General features: G+C 58.7%; 17 protein-coding genes, 2 tRNA genes and 1 pseudogene. 11 read left to right on the forward strand and 9 right to left on the reverse strand.

What is annotated here, in order from left to right:
- Position 1 precedes the first annotated feature (1 nt).
- The 8 genes and pseudogenes from OKC27_RS17620 to lolB all read right to left on the reverse strand — a co-directional run bounded on the left by OKC27_RS17620 (position 2) and on the right by lolB (position 7,103).
- Positions 2–78: transfer RNA gene (locus OKC27_RS17620), tRNA-Met, on the reverse strand.
- Positions 79–312: 234 nt separating this feature from the next.
- On the reverse strand, positions 313–1,404 hold the full coding sequence (gene ychF / locus OKC27_RS17625) for a redox-regulated ATPase YchF (RefSeq protein WP_058054284.1): 1,092 nt from the start codon (positions 1,402–1,404) through the stop codon (positions 313–315).
- 116 nt (positions 1,405–1,520) lie between these two features.
- A complete protein-coding gene (pth, locus tag OKC27_RS17630) occupies positions 1,521–2,117 on the reverse strand; it encodes an aminoacyl-tRNA hydrolase (protein ID WP_042061295.1) in 597 nt (198 codons plus the stop codon).
- Positions 2,118–2,348: 231 nt separating this feature from the next.
- Positions 2,349–4,337 carry a bifunctional metallophosphatase/5'-nucleotidase gene (locus OKC27_RS17635; protein ID WP_182938018.1) on the reverse strand — a complete coding sequence of 663 codons (1,989 nt, stop codon included), beginning with the start codon at positions 4,335–4,337 and terminating at the stop codon, positions 2,349–2,351.
- A 116-nt stretch (positions 4,338–4,453) separates the two neighbouring features.
- Entirely contained in the window at positions 4,454–5,401 is a 948-nt protein-coding gene (locus OKC27_RS17640) for a ribose-phosphate pyrophosphokinase (protein WP_005330162.1), read from the reverse strand.
- Between the two features lie 199 nt (positions 5,402–5,600).
- Positions 5,601–5,675: transfer RNA gene (locus OKC27_RS17645), tRNA-Gln, on the reverse strand.
- Positions 5,655–6,525 (reverse strand): annotated as a pseudogene (gene ispE / locus OKC27_RS17650) (4-(cytidine 5'-diphospho)-2-C-methyl-D-erythritol kinase). Before ispE ends, OKC27_RS17645 begins: the two are co-directional and overlap by 21 nt.
- Positions 6,525–7,103: a lipoprotein insertase outer membrane protein LolB gene (lolB, locus tag OKC27_RS17655; protein WP_042061300.1), complete on the reverse strand. Its 579-nt coding sequence runs from the start codon at positions 7,101–7,103 to the stop codon at positions 6,525–6,527. Before lolB ends, ispE begins: the two are co-directional and overlap by 1 nt.
- 126 nt (positions 7,104–7,229) lie before the next feature.
- Between lolB and hemA the strand changes: the two genes are divergently transcribed.
- The 7 genes from hemA to OKC27_RS17690 all read left to right on the forward strand — a co-directional run bounded on the left by hemA (position 7,230) and on the right by OKC27_RS17690 (position 14,331).
- Positions 7,230–8,489, forward strand: a complete 1,260-nt coding sequence (hemA, locus tag OKC27_RS17660; RefSeq protein WP_075114198.1) for a glutamyl-tRNA reductase — start codon at positions 7,230–7,232, stop codon at positions 8,487–8,489.
- 51 nt (positions 8,490–8,540) lie between these two features.
- A complete protein-coding gene (prfA, locus tag OKC27_RS17665; protein WP_182938016.1) occupies positions 8,541–9,629 on the forward strand; it encodes a peptide chain release factor 1 in 1,089 nt (362 codons plus the stop codon).
- A gap of 61 nt (positions 9,630–9,690) precedes the next feature.
- Positions 9,691–10,542, forward strand: a complete 852-nt coding sequence (prmC, locus tag OKC27_RS17670; protein WP_182938015.1) for a peptide chain release factor N(5)-glutamine methyltransferase — start codon at positions 9,691–9,693, stop codon at positions 10,540–10,542.
- 56 nt (positions 10,543–10,598) lie between these two features.
- Positions 10,599–10,982: a SirB2 family protein gene (locus tag OKC27_RS17675; protein WP_005334939.1), complete on the forward strand. Its 384-nt coding sequence runs from the start codon at positions 10,599–10,601 to the stop codon at positions 10,980–10,982.
- 12 nt (positions 10,983–10,994) lie between these two features.
- On the forward strand, positions 10,995–11,795 hold the full coding sequence (locus OKC27_RS17680) for a SirB1 family protein (RefSeq protein ID WP_058054291.1): 801 nt from the start codon (positions 10,995–10,997) through the stop codon (positions 11,793–11,795).
- A 97-nt stretch (positions 11,796–11,892) separates the two neighbouring features.
- A complete protein-coding gene (kdsA, locus tag OKC27_RS17685) occupies positions 11,893–12,747 on the forward strand; it encodes a 3-deoxy-8-phosphooctulonate synthase (protein WP_042061312.1) in 855 nt (284 codons plus the stop codon).
- A 303-nt stretch (positions 12,748–13,050) separates the two neighbouring features.
- Positions 13,051–14,331 carry a dicarboxylate/amino acid:cation symporter gene (locus OKC27_RS17690; RefSeq protein WP_182938014.1) on the forward strand — a complete coding sequence of 427 codons (1,281 nt, stop codon included), beginning with the start codon at positions 13,051–13,053 and terminating at the stop codon, positions 14,329–14,331.
- Between the two features lie 117 nt (positions 14,332–14,448).
- On the opposite strand, the gene grcA is transcribed toward OKC27_RS17690, so the two are convergent.
- Positions 14,449–14,829 (reverse strand): autonomous glycyl radical cofactor GrcA, encoded by a 381-nt coding sequence (gene grcA / locus OKC27_RS17695; protein ID WP_042061318.1) that lies wholly within the window; start codon positions 14,827–14,829, stop codon positions 14,449–14,451.
- Positions 14,830–15,197: 368 nt separating this feature from the next.
- Between grcA and OKC27_RS17700 the strand changes: the two genes are divergently transcribed.
- The 4 genes from OKC27_RS17700 to OKC27_RS17715 all read left to right on the forward strand — a co-directional run bounded on the left by OKC27_RS17700 (position 15,198) and on the right by OKC27_RS17715 (position 18,761).
- Positions 15,198–15,938, forward strand: coding sequence for a substrate-binding periplasmic protein (locus OKC27_RS17700; RefSeq protein WP_182938013.1), 741 nt, complete (start codon positions 15,198–15,200; stop codon positions 15,936–15,938).
- A gap of 69 nt (positions 15,939–16,007) precedes the next feature.
- Positions 16,008–16,685: a uracil-DNA glycosylase gene (gene ung, locus OKC27_RS17705; RefSeq protein ID WP_182938012.1), complete on the forward strand. Its 678-nt coding sequence runs from the start codon at positions 16,008–16,010 to the stop codon at positions 16,683–16,685.
- Between the two features lie 70 nt (positions 16,686–16,755).
- Positions 16,756–17,307 (forward strand): hemerythrin domain-containing protein, encoded by a 552-nt coding sequence (locus OKC27_RS17710; RefSeq protein WP_042658179.1) that lies wholly within the window; start codon positions 16,756–16,758, stop codon positions 17,305–17,307.
- A 176-nt stretch (positions 17,308–17,483) separates the two neighbouring features.
- Entirely contained in the window at positions 17,484–18,761 is a 1,278-nt protein-coding gene (locus OKC27_RS17715) for an IS4 family transposase (RefSeq protein ID WP_182938011.1), read from the forward strand.
- Positions 18,762–19,035: the final 274 nt, after the last annotated feature.

A 19,035-nucleotide genomic window follows, 5' to 3' on the forward strand; every position in this document is an offset into this window, starting at 1 on the left:
ATGGTGGCTATGACGGGATTCGAACCTGTGACCCCCGCATTATGAGTGCGATGCTCTAACCAACTGAGCTACATAGCCAACCTTGCTTCCGATGAGTCGTTGCCTCGTCACCGTGCGGGCCGAATTATGCGTATCTGGCTCTGGGGCGTCAACCCTTTTTTTGCCAGAAAAACGCAATTTGAGTGCGTTTGACCAGTTATTGGCCTCTGTTGCGCAAAAGCCCAACAATCTGGTTTTTTTTAAGACATTGCCATCATTGCCCGGGCAATGACAGATAAAAAACAGGCCAGCAAATGCTGGCCTGTCATGGGATTAGACGTTGAACAGGAAGTTCATGATATCGCCATCTTTGACGATGTACTCTTTCCCTTCGGCGCGCATCTTGCCCGCTTCCTTGGCGCCTTGCTCACCCTTGTAGGTGATAAAGTCTTCAAAGGCGATGGTTTGGGCGCGAATAAAGCCTTTTTCAAAGTCGGTGTGGATCTTGCCAGCCGCTTGCGGGGCAGTGGCACCGACCGGGATGGTCCAGGCACGCACTTCTTTCACACCGGCGGTGAAGTAGGTCTGCAGGTTGAGCAGCTCGTAACCGGAGCGGATAACCCGGTTCAGGCCCGGCTCTTCGATGCCAAGGTCAGCCATGAACTCGGCGCGATCTTCGTCGTCCAGCTCGGCGATGTCCGCTTCAATGGCGCAGCAGACCACCACCACTACAGCGTTCTCGGCGGCGGCGATTTCACGCACCTTGTCGAGGTAGGGGTTGTTCTCGAAGCCATCTTCCGCCACGTTGGCGATATACATGGTGGGCTTCAGGGTCAGGAAGTTGAGGTGGCTCACGGCGGCCAGCTCTTCTTTATCCAGCTTCAGACCACGGATCATCTGACCGTTTTCCAGCGCGACGCGGATCTTCTCCAGCACTTCCACTTCCAGCTTGGCATCCTTGTCGCCGCCTTTGGCGCGCTTGGACTGGCGGTGAATGGCGCGCTCACAGGCGTCCAGATCCGACAGGGCCAGCTCGGTGTTGATCACTTCGATATCGTCAGCAGGGGAGACCTTGCCGGCAACGTGAATGATGTTCTCGTCATCGAAGCAGCGCACCACGTGGCCGATCGCTTCGGTTTCACGGATGTTGGCCAGGAACTGGTTGCCCAGACCTTCACCCTTGGAGGCGCCGGCAACCAGGCCTGCGATGTCGACGAATTCCATGGTGGTCGGCACAACGCGCTGCGGATTGATGATGGCAGCCAGCTGATCGAGGCGGGGATCCGGCATCGGGACCACACCGGTGTTCGGCTCGATGGTGCAGAACGGGAAGTTGGCGGCTTCGATACCGGCCTTGGTCAGCGCGTTGAACAGGGTGGATTTGCCTACATTGGGCAGGCCCACGATACCGCATTTAAAACCCATGGATTGTTACCTTACTTGATGGATGCTGTTGAGGGTCGCCCGCAGGCGGCCCATGTCATGCTTGTTCTGGTCGTTGTTCATGCACCGGCACAATGCCCGTACAGGGTCAAACCGACCTATACCTTTTCAGCCTTGAAGCTGTGCAGCCGATTCATGGCCTTGGTCATATCTTGTTTGAACAGGATATCGGTGGCGCGCAGGGACTCGTCCAGTGCGGCGTCGATCAGGCTCTGTTCACTGCTGGGAGCCTTGGTCAGGACGAAGCCTGCCACCTGCTCTTTGCTGCCGGGATGGCCGATCCCGAGACGCAGCCGGAAAAAGTTATTGTTGTTGCCCATCTTGGCGATGATGTCCTTGAGGCCGTTATGGCCGCCATGACCACCCCCTTGCTTGAACTTGGCGATGCCTGGCGGCAGATCCAGTTCGTCATGGGCAACCAGCATTGCTTCCGGCTCAATCTGATAAAAACGCGCCAGTGCGGCCACCGCCTTGCCAGAGAGGTTCATATAGGTGTTCGGGATGAGCAGCCGCACATCCTGCCCCTCGACCAGAATGCGGGCAGTATGGCCGAAGAATTTGGGTTCTTCACGCAGGCTGACATTGTGCCAGCGGGCCAGTTGCTCCACATACCAGGCGCCCGCGTTGTGGCGGGTCTTGGCATATTCCGGGCCGGGGTTGCCCAGTCCGACGATCAGTTTGATTTCGCTTGTCACGCTTGATGTCTTCACTCGCAGCTGCCGTGGGCACACTACCCAGGGCAATAGGACGCAATATTCTAGCCGCCGAGTGGCGATCACTCAACCAATGCTCATGTTATGGCGGAATTTGCCCCATTATTGCGGCTAATAGGTGCGGCTAATGGGTGGCTAACAGTGGGTAAACGGGCCTCTTGCATGAGGCCCGTTTCAGCTTACCGATAGACTGTGCCTGGTTGACTACAGCCGTTATTTGGCGCGCAGCAGGGTGACTGTCTCTTCATCCAGCGCGGTCAGGGTGGGGCGGGCATCGCGCACATACTCCACGAAGGAGGCCGCATCGGTGCCACAATCCACGCCGCTGGCCTTGCAATCGAGGGCCTGACCCGGGGCATAGACGGCGCTCAGCAGCTCGCCGTTTTGTGTCACTTTCAGCACCGGGAAGGCGGTCAGCTTGCCATTGACGCTGGCGATGTCGACCCGCTCGCTCTGGTGGTGCTGGGCATTGGCCAGTGCCTGCCAGCCATCGTTGCCGTTGGCGCTGTAGGCGTTCATCACTACCCGATAGTGCTGGTTATCAACCAGATCCTGCCACTCGCCGCTTGCGGTCTTGCGCTGCAATTGGGTCAGGGTGCCCGTCTTGCCTGCGTCGGTCTCCTGGAAGGTGTAACGCAGGTGGCCACCGTAGGGGAACTTGCCGGCATGGGCGCTGGCGGGCAGGGTGGCGGTGATGGTTTCGCTCAGCAGGGCGCGCACCTCGGCGCCGGTCAGGGTCAGCACCGAAAGCTGGTTCTTGAACGGCAGCAGGGTGAGGGCACTATCCCCCTCGCGCCATTCGCCAGCGGGCAGTTCGGCACGCACGCCGCCCACCGCTAGCAGGGCGAAGTCGACCGGCCCGCCGGTCAGGGCTTGCACTGCTGGCGTATTGGCCCAGTAGAACTCCCCTTCGGCAACCAGCGGCGCCACATCCGAGCCGTGGCTGTCGCTGCCGTTGTCGCCGGGGCGACGGGCATTTTGCAGTTGCTCGGGAATGGTGCCGATCACCGGGCCGTAGGCTTGCTCCAGCGCCGGTTTGTAATGGCTGTCGATGATGCCGCGCAGGCGCGGATCTTCATCCACGGTCACCAGATTGGGCTGGTTGTCGATAAACTGGCTCGCCTCTTTGCTGCGGGCGTCATCGAGCGCCTGCTTGCGCGCCGCATCGGCGAAGAAGTCGCGGCTGGCCAGCAGGCTGTTGTGGCCCTGGCAGTCGGTCACCTGACCGTGGCTGTCAAAGGTCACCTGCGCCAGACCGATGGCCTGGGCATAGGAGCCCGCCTGCACCACGCAAGTCTTGCCGATGCCATCCGGATTGGTCACCAGCTTGGCGTAATCGCCGGTCTTGCCCCAACCGATATTGCGAAAATCGCCGAGCAGGCTGTGGGAGTGGCCACCGACGATGGCATCGAGGCCGTTCACCTTGGCCGCCAGCGCCAGATCCCGCTCGTTGCCAATGTGGGTCAGGGCGACGATCTGATGGATCCCTTTGGCTTGCAGCATGTCGACCGTGGCCTGAGCCGAGGCGACCTCCTTGCCAAAGCGCAGCTTGCCGACGTTGGGGGCAATATTGCCCATGTCTTCCAGCACCAGACCGACGACGGCGACCAGCTGTTTGCCTTGCGGCAGATTATTGATGTCGGTGACCGGGCTCTTCTGGTTGCCGTCAAAGGCGTAGACCACGAAGGGCTTGAGGTTGTCTGCCTTGCTGAGGGCCGGATCGGCCTTGGTGTCGAGGTTGGCGGCCAGCACCGGGAAGTTGACCCCCTCGATGAAGCGGGCCAGCTTCTGGTTGTCCAGATCGAACTCGTGGTTGCCCAGCGCCATGGCATCGAGGCCGAACTGGCTCAGCAACTCGGCGTTGGCCATCCCCTCGTTGAGCTTGAAGTAACCGCTGCCCTGCCAGGCATCGCCGCCGTGCAGCAGCAGCAAGGGCTGGTTCTTGGCCAGCGCATCGGCCTGATAGGCTTTCGCCATGGTCAGCAGGCGCGGATAACCGCCAAAGCGGGTATAGAGGGTGTCCGTCTCCCCCTGCGGGGCAAAGATCTGCCCTTTGATCTCGGCATTGACCGGATCAAACTGGGAGTGGGTGTCGTTCATGTGCGCCAGGGTCAGCACGAAGGGCGGGTTCTCTTTGACGGGCTGACAGGCGAACAGGGCGCAGGTGAGGGTCGCGAGCAGGAGGGGACGCAAGCAATTCATGGGTAAATCCTTAAGCCTGCCGGGGGCAGGGTCGTACCAGATAGCAGAAAGTTGGAAAGAGATGGTCCAGAAAGACGAAAACCGCCTGATGGCGGTTTTCGTTATTGCTGAATCTATCAATGCTCAAACATGGCAGAGATGGACTCTTCGTTGCTGATGCGACGAATGGCTTCGGCCAGTACAGTCGACAGGGTCAGCTGTTTGACTTTGCCAATCGCTTTCATCTCCGCAGTGAGCGGGATGGAGTCGGTGATGATCAGTTCATCGATCACCGAGTTCTTGATGTTCTCGACGGCAGTGCCGGAGAAGACCGGGTGAGTGGCGTAAGCGAATACTCGCTTGGCGCCGCGCTCTTTCAGGGCTTCTGCGGCTTTGCACAGGGTGCCGCCGGTGTCGATCATGTCATCAACAATGACGCAGTCGCGGCCGGCAACGTCACCGATCAGGTGCATGACCTGGGAGACGTTCGGGCGGGGACGGCGCTTGTCGATGATGGCGATGTCGGTGTCATCCAGCAGCTTGGCGATAGCGCGGGCACGCACTACGCCACCGATGTCCGGGGAGACGACGACAGGAGACTCGAGGTTCTTGGCCTTCATGTCTTCCAGCAGCACCGGGCTACCGAACACGTTGTCTACCGGAACGTCGAAGAAACCTTGAATTTGCTCGGCATGCAGGTCAACGGTCAGCACGCGATCCACACCCACGCTGGAGAGGAAGTCAGCGACAACCTTGGCGGTGATAGGTACACGGGCGGAGCGGACGCGGCGGTCCTGACGGGCATAACCAAAGTAGGGGATAACGGCAGTGATACGGCCAGCTGAAGCACGACGCAGTGCATCTACCATGACGATCAATTCCATCAAATTGTCGTTGGTCGGGGCACAGGTGGATTGAATGATGAAGATATCGCCACCACGTACATTCTCATTGATCTGTACGCTGATCTCGCCGTCGCTAAAGCGACCTACGGCAGCATTGCCGAGTTTGATAAACAGGCGATCTGCGATCTTCTGGGCTAGTTCCGGCGTTGCGTTACCAGCAAACAGCTTCATGTCAGGCACGGTTTGAAACCTCGGGGTTGCATCCAGTATGTGGGGGAGTCTGAAATCAGACCCTATCGTTTTGGGGCAAACGATTTATCAAGATAACGCACAAGGCGTCTGCTGCCCAATGAATGATTGTGATGATACCGGTAACCCGAATCCGTGGCCGAGTGCAAAACCGGCCACGTTAATCATCATCAATGCTGTTCGGTAGAATTGGCTGGGGTACTAGGATTCGAACCTAGGAATGGCGAGATCAAAACCCGCTGCCTTACCGCTTGGCGATACCCCAATCATTTGAACTGTTGCAATGTGGAGAAGAGAGGTGATATGTTCTCGCCCTTGGCGACAAACCCATCAAGTCCCTCCGGCACGCAGGCCAACACTTCCCGAGCAGTCACTTCGTCTTCAAATTGAGCAAAGACGCAGGCTCCTGTGCCCGTCATTCTTGACGGCGCGTATTCTAGCAACCAGCCGAGCGCATTGGCAACCTCGGGGTGGCGCTTTTTCACCAGTGATTCGCAATCGTTTTTCCACTCACCTTCCAGCAGGTTGTCCAACGCCATTTTCGGCGTGGCTCTGGGCAGGTCCGGATCCTGGAATACGGCCGCAGTCGCCACATGGCAATCGGGCTTGAGCACCAGATACCAGGCATCGGGTAGTTCGACCGGTTGCAACCGCTCGCCCACCCCTTCGGCAAAGGCCGCCTTGCCACGGACAAACACCGGCACATCGGCACCCAGCTGGACGCCGAGCGCTGCGAGTTCGTCCTCACTCAAACCCGCTTGCCAGAGGTGGTTAAGCGCGACTAGCGTAGTTGCCGCATCGGACGATCCGCCGCCAATGCCACCCCCCATGGGCAGCACTTTCTCCAGCCGGATATGGGCACCTTGCGGGCTCGGCAGTGTTGCCTGCAGCAGGCGGGCGGCGCGGATAATCAGATTCTGCTCATCCGGCACGCCGGGAATGGCCGGGCTCAGGGTGAGAGTGTCGCTACCCTGAATCACCTCGAACTCGAGCCAGTCGCTGTGGTTGAGGAAGATAAACAGGGTCTGCAGCTCGTGATAGCCATCGGGACGACGGCCATTGACGTGTAAAAACAGGTTGAGTTTGGCCGGTGCCGGCCAGCGTGTGGAAGCCATTAACGTGCAAGAGTCCATTGGTTGATCTGAAGCTTGAGGCGGCTGTTCTGGCCGGTCATGGTCAGCAGGTGCGGCAGGCGGTAGCCATCCTGATCCCGATAATCGCCATAGACGATCTGCCACTGGCCATCGCGCACGCTGGCCAGACTGCTGTCGGGGTTGAGTTCAAACTCCGCCTGACCCGGCAGCCCCTTGATCCACTCCGGCAATCCGGCGACCGGAATATTCCAGCCGGTGAGCTGATAGATCAGCGCTTCGGCGTCCTGGCTCTGGTGGCGATTGCCGTCGCTATCGAGCAGGGTGATCTCCCCCTTGCTGCGAGAGAGCTCCAGAATGCTGGTGCCAATCAGGCTGGTGAGGTTGAGGCGATAATCCTCGCCATCCTGCTGCCAGTTGAGGCGGGCGCTGCCCTTTTGCTGGGGGGTGATGATGGCCATCTTGCCGGACAGCTGCCAGTGGGTCAGCTGCTCGAGACGGGTCCGCTCCTGGTTCCAGTTCACCTGGTCACGCTGGGGCTGGGTGGTGGCACAACCGGCCAGCAACAGCAGGCAGGTGAGGGTAAAAATACGTAGCAGCAAGAGACGGCTCCAGAGAGAGGAATTTGCCACAGTATACGGGGCGGCCGTATTGCTTTTAAAGACTTACCCTTTCTCGTACAATTGGCAGCCTTTGCACCCAGCGTATGAAATGATCGTCGCCCACTCATGAGTTTGCTTGCCCTCGGAATCAACCACAACACCGCCAGTGTCGCCTTGCGGGAACGGGTCGCCTTTGGCCCGGACTGCATCGATCGCGCCTTGCGTGAGCTGGTGAGCCAACCCGGTGTCAGCGAGGCGGTGATCGTCTCCACCTGCAACCGGACCGAACTCTATTGCAATCTGGACGGGGAACGGCAGGAGCAGGTACTGCGCTGGCTGCAGCAGTTCCACGGGTTGGACGCGGCTGAATTGGTCACCGCCATCTATCAGCATCACGACGAAGAGGCGGTGCGCCACCTGATGCGGGTGGCGTGCGGGCTGGACTCGCTGGTGCTGGGAGAGCCGCAGATCCTGGGGCAGATCAAACAATCCTACGCCCACGCCCAGCAGTCTGAATCCCTCAAGGGGACGCTGGAGCGACTGTTCCAGAAATCCTTCTCGGTGGCGAAAAGAGTGCGCACCGATACCGAGATTGGCGCCAGTGCCGTGTCGGTGGCGTTTGCCGCCGTCAGTCTGGGTCGGCGGATCTTCTCCGATCTCTCCCAGACCAAGGTACTGCTGGTCGGGGCGGGGGAGACCATCGAACTGGTGGCCCGTCATCTGCGCGAGCAGAACGTCACCAAGATGATGGTGGCCAACCGCACCTTGCAGCGCGCCCAGACCCTGGCGACCGAATTCGGCGCCCAAGTGATGACGCTGGAAGAGATCCCCGACTATCTGCACGAGGCGGATATCGTCATCAGCTCGACGGCGAGTCCGTTGCCCATCATCGGCAAGGGGATGGTGGAGCGCGCCCTCAAGGCCCGCCGCTTCAAGCCGATGTTTCTGGTGGATATTGCCGTGCCGCGCGATATCGAGGCGGAAGTCGATGAGCTCTCCGATGCCTATCTCTACACGGTGGATGATCTGCAGGGGATCATCGAGCAGAACCTCGAAACCCGTAAACGGGCCGCTGCGCAGGCGGAAGTGATCGTGCAGGAAGAGCGCGACGAGTTTATGGGCTGGTATCGCGGCCAGAGCTCGGTCGACCTCATTCGCGACTATCGCCATCAGTCCCAGCAAGTGGCTGACGAAGAGCTGCAACGGGCCCTGCTGGCACTGGCACAGGGCGAGAGTGCCGAACAGGCGCTCAAGGCGATGGCCCATCGCCTCACCAACAAATTGATCCACGCGCCGACCCAGGCGTTGCGCCAGGCTGCTTCCCAGGGGGATCAGAGCGAGCTCTCCCGCTTGCGGCAGGCGCTGGGGTTGTCGCAAGAGCCATAATTTTCGGGCAACCTGCCGGTTGTCCCGTCCTCCATTGAGAATGCAAGAGTTATGAATCCGTCACTGATCAGAAAGCTGGAAGGCCTCATCGAGCGCCACGAAGAAGTACAGGCCATGCTCGGCGAGCCGGACGTGGTCTCGGATCAGGATCGCTACCGCGCCCTGACCCGCGAATATGCCCAGCTGGAAGATATCGTTCACGCCTTCCAGCGTTACCGTCAGGCTCAGGATGATCTGGATACTACCCAGATGATGCTGGAAGAGGACGATGCCGACCTGCGCGAGATGGCGCAGGAGGAGCTGCCGCTCGCCAAGGCCAATCTGGAGGCGCTGGAGCAGGAGCTGCAACTGATGTTGCTGCCCAAGGACCCCAAGGATGACAACAACTGCTATCTGGAGATCCGCGCCGGTGCCGGTGGCGATGAAGCGGCCATCTTTGCCGGTGACCTGTTCCGCATGTATTCACGGTTTGCCGAGCGTCAGGGCTGGCGCGTCTCCATCGTCAGTTGCAACGACGGTGAATACGGTGGCTACAAGGAGGTGATCGCCAAGATCGACGGCGAGCGCGTCTATGGCCGCCTCAAGTTTGAATCCGGTGGTCACCGGGTGCAGCGGGTGCCGGAGACCGAATCCCAGGGCCGGGTGCACACCTCCGCCTGTACCGTCGCCGTGCTGCCGGAAGTGCCGGAAGCCGAGCAGATCGAGATCAACCCCTCTGACTTGAAGATCGACACCTTCCGCGCCTCCGGTGCCGGTGGTCAGCACGTCAACAAGACCGACTCGGCCATTCGCATCACCCACCTGCCGACCGGTCTGGTGGTGGAGTGTCAGGACGAGCGCTCCCAGCACAAGAACCGCGCCAAGGCGATGTCGGTGCTCTCCGCCCGCCTGCAAGCGGCTGAGGATGAGCGCCACCGCGCCGCCGAGCAGAGCACCCGCCGCAATCTGGTGGGCTCCGGTGATCGCTCCGAGCGCATTCGTACCTACAACTATCCGCAGGGCCGTCTCTCCGAGCACCGTATCAACCTCACCCTGTATCGCCTCTCCGAAATTTTGGAAGGGGATCTGGACTGCATCATCACCCCGCTGGTGCAGGAGTATCAGGCCGATCAGCTCGCCTCGCTGGCCGAGAACAACTGATGCAAATGGTGATCCGGCAAGCTCGCATTAAGTGTGCTGCCCATAAGGTAGAGTGGCACTGATGCAGATCCAGCAGGCCCGCGCCCATATCATGGCTGTGCTGGCAGAGGGGGAATCCCCCCGCGCCGACGCCGATGTGCTGCTCTGCCATCTGCTCGATTGTCGTCGCAGCTATCTGATGACCTGGCCAGAGCGCGAGCTGGATGCCGCCCAGCAGGCCACCCTGCAGGAGTGGCTGGCCCGTCGTCTCAATGGCGAACCCATCGCCCATCTGGTGGGAGAGCGGGAGTTCTGGTCGCTGCCGCTCAAGGTGAGCCCGGCGACCCTGATCCCGCGCCCCGATACCGAGGTGCTGGTCGAGCAGGCGTTGACCAAAATCCCGCAAGGGCCGTGCGCCGTGCTGGATCTGGGCACCGGCACCGGCGCCATCGCATTGGCGCTCAAGTCCGAGCGACCCGAGATCGAGGTGTGGGCGGTGGATCGGATGGCCGATGCCGCAGCACTGGCCCGCGAAAACAGCGCTGCGCTGGGATTGCCGATCGAGGTGCGCGATGGTAGCTGGTTCGAGCCACTGGGCGAGCCGGATCGCGACAAGACGCCACGATTTGCGGTGATTGTCTCCAATCCCCCCTATATTGATGGCGCCGATCCCCATCTCGAGCAGGGTGACGTGCGCTTTGAACCCCGCTCGGCGCTGGTTGCCGATGACGCCGGGCTGGCCGATATCCGCCACATCGTGGCCCACGCCCCCGCTTATCTGCTGACCGATGGCTGGTTGCTGCTGGAGCATGGCTGGGATCAGGGGGAGGCGGTGCGTCAATTGCTGCGCGATAGCGGCTACCGCGAGGTAGCCACGGTACGCGATTATGGGGATAACGACAGGGTGACGCTGGGCCTCTGCCCGCTGCGCTGACGTTCCCTCACTGTTACACGGGGGGTTGCCTGTGCGCCCCCATGCAAGGATTGAATATGGTTTTTGTGCTCAAGCACCTGCACCTCACCCTGATTGCCGGGGCCGTGCTGATGTTTATGCTCCGCTTCTACTGGGTGCAGACCGCCACTGGCCGTGCCTACAGCGCGCCGGTGATGAAGGTCAGCGGCTGGCTCAATGGTCTGGTGGTGCTCTCCGGCGTATTGCTCTGCATGGTGCTGGATCTCAACCCGCTCAATAACGGAACGCCCTGGCTCAGCGAAAAGCTGATGGCCATTCTGGTGCTGGTATTTCTGGCGGCGATGGCGCTGCGGCTGGCCAAAAGCAATCTGGTGCGCTGGTGCTCCTTTCTGGGGGCGCTCGGCTGGATCTACTTTATTGCCAAGTTGGCAGTGCTCAAACAGACGAGTGTGTTCGGCTAAGGCATGAAGAGAATGTTACACATAGACGAATGGACCGATTTCGAAGCCCACGACATCACCGAGCTGGCGTTGTCTGTCAGCGACGAGATTTATGGCTCGGCCGAGGAGGGGATCCGCGAGCTGAACCTGCTGGACGAGTGGCTGGACGAGCAGATCGAAGAGGGCACCTGCGACGAGGTGCGTCAGCAGTTGCTGCAAGGCTTCTACCACAGCCTCGGCTTTCATGGCGACTGGCAGGACTACTTCTCGGCCAACAACTGCGATCTCAATCAGGTGCTGGTACAGCGCAAGGGGATCCCGGTCAGCCTCGGCATTCTCATCATCCAGCTGGGGCGCAAGCTCGGGCTCGATGTGGAGGGGATCTGCTTCCCCGGTCACTTCCTGGTGAGCTTTGCCGGTGGCGAGGGGGAGGTCTATGTCGATCCCTTTACCGGCGACGAGCTGAGTCTGGCCCGCATCGAGTTGCTGCTGCGCGGCGCGCTGGGTGACTTGGCGACCCTGACCCCCGACTACCTGCAGCCCTCCGGCCAGTGGGAGATCATCGAACGGCTGCTCAACGTCAGCAAGGGTGCCCTGCTGCGGGAAGATCGCATGCCCGAGGCGCTGCGCTGCAGCGAGCTGTTGCTGCGGATGAAGCCCGGCGATCCCTTGGAGACGCGGGATCGCGGCTTTATCTACGAGCAGCTCGACTGCCCGCGCCAGGCCGCCGACGATTTTGAATATTTTATTGAACAATGCCCGGACGATCCGGTCGCCGATGTGCTGAAAGTGCAGCTGGCCGCGCTGGATCTGAGCCCCAAGCCCCTCCATTAAGGGCGGCTTGAAACTGAAACAGAAGAATATCAAGGCCGCTGCGCCCGGCTGCAACGGACTAACTTGGCTTCAGGCCCTTTCATTAAGGATGTCTTAGATGGAACAGAAGAATATCAAGATCAACCAGATCGACGTAGCCAACGACAAACCGTTCGTGCTGTTTGGCGGCATGAACGTGCTGGAATCCCGCGACATGGCGATGGCGGTGTGCGAGAAATACGTGGAAGTGACCAGCAAGCTGGGCATCCCGTTTGTCTTCAAGGCGAGCTGGGACAAGGCCAACCGCTCCTCCATCCACTCCTACCGCGGTCCGGGTCTGGAAGAGGGGATGAAGATTTTCCAGGAGCTGAAAGCGACCTTCGGCATGCCGGTGATCTCCGATCTGCACGAGCCCCATCAGGCCAAGCCGGTCGCCGAAGTGGTTGACGTTATCCAGCTGCCCGCCTTCCTTGCACGCCAGACCGATCTGGTGGAAGCCATGGCCCGTACCGGCAACGTCATCAACATCAAGAAGCCGCAGTTCCTCAGCCCAAGCCAGATGAAGAACATCACCGACAAGTTCGAGGAGTGCGGCAACGATCAGCTGATCCTGTGCGAGCGCGGTGCCAACTTCGGCTACGACAACCTGGTGGTGGACATGCTGGGTCTGGGGGTGATGAAGAAGAGCACTGGCGGCTATCCGGTGATCTTTGACGTGACCCACTCCCTGCAGTGCCGTGATCCGCTGGGTGCGGCCTCCGGTGGTCGTCGCGAGCAGGTGACCGAGCTGGCGCGCGCCGGTATGGCGGTCGGTCTGGCCGGTCTCTTTATCGAATCCCACCCGGATCCGAAAATTGCCCGCTGCGATGGCCCGAGCGCCCTGCCGCTGGAGAAGCTGGAAGGCTTCCTCAAGCAGATGAAGGCCATCGATGACCTGATCAAGGGCTTTGACCCCCTCGATACCTCCGTCTGATCCACGGTACCGGTTTCGTGATGCCAAGTGCCCCGCTATGCGGGGCATTTTTATATCCGGAATGTTTTCATTGAGGTCTTAAATAAATCAATGACCAATATATCATGGTTATCGTGGTGTTAATGATGTTAAATTGGTTGTGTGATTAATGTCTCTTAATTGCTTCTTATAACGTGTGAAAGTGGCGCTGTTGCGATGATGAAATAGCATGATGCTGGCGAGAGAAAGATATTTTCTCGTGACGGCTCAGTGCATGCCGATTTCTACCATATGAGATGTCAATTAATTAACAGGACGTTAATCATGCACAAGAAAGTATTTAGCAGCCTTTATTTCCAGGTATTGCTCGCGATTACCCTTGGGGTATTTCTGGGGCATGTCTATCCGGAACTGGGCGCCAATATGAAACCCCTCGGCGATGGCTTTGTCAAATTGATCAAGATGATTATCGCCCCCGTTATTTTCTGTACTGTAGTGACCGGTATTGCCGGGATGGAGAGCATGAAGGCGGTCGGCAAAACCGGCGCCATTGCCCTGATCTACTTCGAGGTGGTCAGTACCATCGCCCTCATCATCGGGTTGTGCGTGGTCAACCTGTTGCAGCCGGGGGGAGGAATGAACATCGATCCGGCCGCGCTGGATGCCAGCGCCATCTCCGCCTATGCGGAGCAGGCAAAGTCACAGGGCATTATCGCCTTTTTGCTGGATATTATTCCGGGCAGCGTGATCGGTGCCTTTGTCAGCGGCAATATCTTGCAGGTATTGTTGTTTGCGGTGCTGTTCGGTTTTTCCCTGCATCATATTGGCGAAAAGGGACAGGTTATTTTCGGCGTCATCGACAGTTTCTCCAAAGTCATATTTGGTATTATCAACATGATAATGAGACTGGCGCCGATCGGTGCATTCGGGGCAATGGCATTTACCATCGGTAAATATGGGGTAGGTTCACTGGTACAGCTGGGACAGCTTATTGCCTGCTTCTATCTTACCTGCCTCTTCTTTATCTTCATCGTGCTGGGCAGCATCGCCAAAGCCTCAGGCTTCAGCATCCTGCGTTTCATCTCCTACATTCGTGAGGAGCTGCTGATCGTGCTGGGGACCTCCTCTTCCGAGTCGGTACTGCCGCGGATGCTGGACAAAATGGAGAAGCTGGGTTGCCAGAAATCGGTGGTGGGGCTGGTCATTCCGACCGGGTACTCCTTTAACCTGGATGGCACCTCCATCTATCTGACCATGGCGGCGATTTTTATCGCGCAGGCCACCAATACCCCGCTGGATCTGTTCCATCAGATCACTCTGCTGGTGGTACTGCTCATCTCCTCGAAAGGGGCGGCAGGGGTAACCGGGAGTGGCTTTATCGTGCTGGCTGCGACTATTTCGGCTGTGGGCCATCTGCCATTGGCCGGGTTGGCACTGATCCTGGGGATCGACCGCTTCATGTCCGAAGCCCGGGCGTTAACCAACCTGATCGGTAACGGGGTTGCCACCGTAGTGGTCGCCAAATACTGCAAGCAGCTGGACGAGAAGAAGATGGATGCAGTGCTCGGCGGCAAGGCGGGGCAACTGGAAGTGGACAGGGTTTAAGCACAGTTTCCCCCCGCACGGCCGCGTTGGCTGGTGCGGGGGCAATAAAAAAACGGCCAATCGGCCGTTTTTTTGTGCTGATACCGCAAGTATCAGCTCTTCACTGCAGGGCGCTGATTACAGGCTCTGGGTGAAAGTACGGGTAACCACGTCACGCTGCTGTTCCGGGGTCAGGGCGTTGAAACGCACTGCGTAACCAGATACACGGATGGTCAGCTGCGGGTACTTCTCCGGGTTTTCGATAGCATCTTCCAGAGTTTCGCGACGCAGCACGTTGACGTTCAGGTGCTGGCCACCTTCAACAGCAGGCTCAGCCTGAACCGGCAGTTCGCGGTATTCGAACTGACCCAGGTCAGCCAGTTGCACTTCTTGATCGGCAGCGAAAGTATCGCCTTTGGCGCAGATGCAGCGAGCCTGTTGCTTCTCTTCGTCCAGCAGCCAGAAAGAGTTCAGCAGAGCGGTGTTGGCGGCCTGGGTGATTTGAATGCCTTTGATCATGGTATGACTCCTCAATGGGAACGCGAATCCAACTGTAAGGAAATTACCCTGATGTATTTAAGCTACCGTCGTTGGCGATGACTTAAAGGGCCCTTGCCTTACACCTTTTCTTTGATGGGGTCATATATACCACGGTGGTAATATTACCAAAATTGATCTAGATCAAGAAAATCCGACAAAGTGCCATTTAAATGGGATTAAATTCTTGAGTTGAATCAAAAATAGGTCATTTTTCTGATTTTGTAAGATATCCAGATTATGCATCTTTTGTCTCGCTAATCTAGTAATTTAACTACATCTTTTTAGCTTTTTTCTTAGGTTAATTGAGGGGTTGGCTACACTCAGCAAAAAAACGAGGAGAGTGCCGGGTGAATAATGGGTGGCGAAAGTGGGCATGGCTCGCCCTGTTTTGTTGCTGGGCAAGCAGTAGTGCGGTGCGGGCCGAGACGGTGCGTATTGCCGTGGGCGAGTGGCCGCCCTATATCAGTGAGTCGTTGCCCAATCAGGGCTTTCTCTGTGAGGTGGTGCGCCAAGCCTTCGCCGAAGAGGGGCTCGATGTCAGCTTTCACTTCTATTCCTGGGCCGAGGCTTACCAGCTGACCCTGGAGGGGCGCTATGTGGTCACCATGCCCTGGTTTCGCTCCCGCGAACGGGAACAGCTTTTCTATCTCTCCGACTCGCTCGGCCATTTCACCACCCGCCTGATGACGCTGACCGGTACGCCCGCGGTCAATCTGGGTGAGTTGCAACACCAGCCGGTCGGGGTGACCCGTGGTTACTTCTATGGCGATGGCTTTGCCGCCCGCCAAGCCGGGCTCACCCTCGAGTGGTCAGATTCCGATGAGGAGAGCATGGGCAAGCTGCTCGACGGGCGAGTCCACTATCTGGTGATGGATGAGCAGGTGGCACAGACCCTGTTCCAGCAGGCGCTCGTCCGTCATCCCCAATCGCTGTCACTGACCGGCGCCGCCGACCCCATCTGGTCGCAACCGGGATACCTGTTGATGCGCAAGGCTGATCCCGAGGCGCGCCGTCTGATGCTGCTGTTCAATACCGGGCTGCGCAAGCTGGAGCGCTCTGGGCGTCTGGCCGAACTGTGGAAACCATGAGCCACGGTTGCGTCTTGCGGGCTGGCCCCCTATCCTGAGCCCTTCGCCGTATCAAGTGAGGAGGCCGGGGTGCTGACCTGGAGTGATGTGATTGGCTCTGAGAAAGAGCAGGACTATTTCAAGAGTACGCTGGCAACTGTCAGAGCCGAGCGTGAAGCGGGCAAGGTGATCTACCCGCCAGCCACCGATGTGTTCAATGCCTTCAAGCTGACCGAGCTGGATCAGGTCAAGGTGGTGATCCTGGGCCAGGACCCCTACCACGGCCCCAATCAGGCGCACGGTCTCTGTTTCTCCGTTCTACCCGGCGTACGTACGCCCCCCTCACTGGTCAACATCTATAAAGAGATGCAGCGGGATCTGCCAGGTTTCGTCACACCCAATCACGGCTTTCTCGAATCCTGGGCCAAACAGGGCGCCCTGCTGCTCAACACAGTGCTGACGGTGCAGGCCGGTCAGGCTCACTCTCACGCCCATCTGGGATGGGAGACCTTTACCGATCGGGTCATCGAGCAGATCAATGCCAGTTGTCAGGGCGTGGTCTTCCTGCTGTGGGGCGCCCACGCCCAGAAGAAGGGGCGTTTTATCGACCGCCAGCGCCACTATGTGCTGACCGCGCCGCACCCGAGCCCCCTCTCTGCCCACCGCGGTTTCATCGGTTGTGGTCACTTTACCGAGACCAATCGCTTGCTGGAACAACAGGGCAAGAGTCCGATAGAGTGGAAATCTGTCTGCATTCCACTTGATTGAGTGCAAAGTTCAGGCGACAAATGACCGTATACTCAGGGACATAACATTAATTCAGAGCCAAGGAGTGCCCATGTTATCCAGTCTGCACAAGGACCATCTCAACATCGCCCGACTCTTGGAGCTGCTCAAGCACAAGCTGGCAGCCATCCGTGCCGAAGAGCCCATCAGCTATTTTCTGGTGCGCGATGTCATCGACTACCTGCGGGAGGTCTCCGACAAGTACCACCATCCCAAGGAAGACCTCATCTATGACTACTACCTGAAATATCGGGTGGTGGAAGGGGAGGTCGCCAACCGTCTGCAGGAGGAGCACGTCAAGCTGCTGGAGGCCGGGGCCGATCTCAAGGAGATGGTGGAGATGATCCTGATGGATGCGGTGATCCCCCTCGATCAGTTCACCACCAAGCTGGAGCGCTTCGTCGAGTTGCAAGAGGCGCACATGAACTACGAAGAGGGGGTGATCTTCCCCCATCTGCGTGACTCCCTGACCGAGGATGACTGGCGTCAACTGGAGCAAAACTGGCAGAACCGCGCCATTGGCGACCCCCTGTTCGGCGCCGAGGTGAGCCAGCACTTTCAGGCGCTGGCCAAACGCCTCTCTTTGCCGCTTACGACCGGATAAGAGCCGTACCTGCAGCGCAGCGGGTATGGTGTGAGTGCAACTTGAATGAAAACAGAAAGGCCTCCATCCGGCTGTCTCTTATACAAAAATCCCCAAGCATCGCTTGGGGATTTTTTTTGAACTTCTCTCCCATTCTGTGATCTGAACCTTTCATCGCTCTCTTTCCTGGTTCTAACATGCCCTTCACTCAACCGGCGCACTGGGCGCAGGCACAGTTTGGTCACGCCAACCTCAACGACCCAAGACGCACCAGAAGGTTGGTCGCTCTCGTCACCGCCCTTGCTCACCAACCAGGAGATTGCGTGTCACACCTTCCCCTCTCACCTGCTGATATGGAAGGTGGGTGCGGCTTCATTCGCAGCCCGCATGTCAGTGCCGAGGCCATTGCCAACGCCGGCTTTGCCGTCACCGCCGCCCATGCCAGAGACCATTCCCTCTTGTTGGCACTGGAAGACACCACGGCCCTTACCTTCAATCATGCCAGCGTCAAAGACCAGCTGGGCCACACCAACCAGGGCAGCAGTCGCGCCCTGCTGGCTCACTCCGTGCTGCTGTTCGCGCCGCACGAGCGCAAGGTGGTGGGCTTGGCCGCCCAGCAAATCTGGACCCGCGATGTCAGCAAGCGAGAGCAGAGTCGACAACACGCCACCCGTCCCTATCAGGAGAAAGAGAGCTACAAATGGGAGCAAACCGCCAAAACACTTGCCGCCCGGCTTGGCAGCACCCTGGCCAACGTTATCTCGGTCTGTGACCGGGAAGCGGATATCTACGAATACCTGCACTACAAGCAGAAACATACCCAGCGCTTCGTGGTGCGCTCGATGCAAAGCCGCTGTATCAACGAGCACGACAACAAGCTCTACGACTATGCCAGGCAGTGCCAATCTGCGGGCACCCGGGTGGTCAAGATACCCCAGCGAGGTGGCAGAAAAGCCAGAGAGGCCGTGCTCGATATCAAGTTTGCCAGGGTCACCCTGAAGGCCCCGGCCAACAAGCGTAGGGAGCCTGATATCCCGCTCTACTACGAGCGACGCTGGCTCATCGAGGATTATCACAAGGTCTGGAAGAGTGCGGGCACCCGGGTCGAGGCGCTGAGGATGCAGAGTCGGGAGAACCTGACGCGTATGAGCGTCATCCTGGCCTTTATCGCGGTGCGGTTGCTGCAGTTGCGATTTATCAAAGAGGAGCCTGCCGCGCAGGGAGAAAGCTGCAAAGGAGTGCTGGGCACAAAGAGCTGGCAGCTGCTGTGGTTGAAGATGGAGAAGAGGGCCCTGCCAAATGAAGCCCCCGATATAGCGTGGGCGTACAAGAGCCTGGCGATACTGGGGTGCTGGAAGGACACCAAGCGCACGGGGCGAGCCTCGATAGCGGTGTTATGGGAGGGCTGGTTTAGGTTACAGACCCTCCTTGAAGGCTATGAACTGGCGCTGTCTCTTGAGCATCAACAGTTGTGATCAAGAGACAGCCATCCGGAGGCCTTTTGCATTATGAAGCAGGCTTACGCCTGTGGTTTCAGGAAGTTGCGATAGAGCATATATAGAGGTGGGCAGAGCTCCAGCTGAAGTTGCTGGCTCCTTGCATGGCGCCGGTCTCCGGGTTGTAGTTTTCACGGATGGGGCCGCTGCCCGCCAACCTTCCGGTGTTGTTGAACTGTAGTGATGTGATGGACGCCCCCTCCCTGCGCGGTCAGTTTCATACTTAGGCTGACAGCGTTCAACTTGGGGGATC

The organism is Aeromonas sp. QDB62 (assembly GCF_027705695.1).
Classification (GTDB): domain Bacteria; phylum Pseudomonadota; class Gammaproteobacteria; order Enterobacterales; family Aeromonadaceae; genus Aeromonas; species Aeromonas allosaccharophila.

What these genes read in the sequence shown, in the direction of transcription:
- kdsA (WP_042061312.1), top strand. Translation starts at nt 11,893, where the DNA reads ATGGAACAGAAGAATATCAAGATCAACCAGATCGACGTAGCCAACGAC.
- OKC27_RS17715 (WP_182938011.1), top strand. Translation starts at nt 17,484, where the DNA reads ATGCCCTTCACTCAACCGGCGCACTGGGCGCAGGCACAGTTTGGTCAC.
- OKC27_RS17690 (WP_182938014.1), top strand. Translation starts at nt 13,051, where the DNA reads ATGCACAAGAAAGTATTTAGCAGCCTTTATTTCCAGGTATTGCTCGCG.
- OKC27_RS17680 (WP_058054291.1), top strand. Translation starts at nt 10,995, where the DNA reads ATGTTACACATAGACGAATGGACCGATTTCGAAGCCCACGACATCACC.
- OKC27_RS17635 (WP_182938018.1), bottom strand. Translation starts at nt 4,337, where the DNA reads ATGAATTGCTTGCGTCCCCTCCTGCTCGCGACCCTCACCTGCGCCCTG.
- ychF (WP_058054284.1), bottom strand. Translation starts at nt 1,404, where the DNA reads ATGGGTTTTAAATGCGGTATCGTGGGCCTGCCCAATGTAGGCAAATCC.
- OKC27_RS17675 (WP_005334939.1), top strand. Translation starts at nt 10,599, where the DNA reads ATGGTTTTTGTGCTCAAGCACCTGCACCTCACCCTGATTGCCGGGGCC.
- OKC27_RS17710 (WP_042658179.1), top strand. Translation starts at nt 16,756, where the DNA reads ATGTTATCCAGTCTGCACAAGGACCATCTCAACATCGCCCGACTCTTG.
- grcA (WP_042061318.1), bottom strand. Translation starts at nt 14,829, where the DNA reads ATGATCAAAGGCATTCAAATCACCCAGGCCGCCAACACCGCTCTGCTG.
- hemA (WP_075114198.1), top strand. Translation starts at nt 7,230, where the DNA reads ATGAGTTTGCTTGCCCTCGGAATCAACCACAACACCGCCAGTGTCGCC.
- prmC (WP_182938015.1), top strand. Translation starts at nt 9,691, where the DNA reads ATGCAGATCCAGCAGGCCCGCGCCCATATCATGGCTGTGCTGGCAGAG.
- prfA (WP_182938016.1), top strand. Translation starts at nt 8,541, where the DNA reads ATGAATCCGTCACTGATCAGAAAGCTGGAAGGCCTCATCGAGCGCCAC.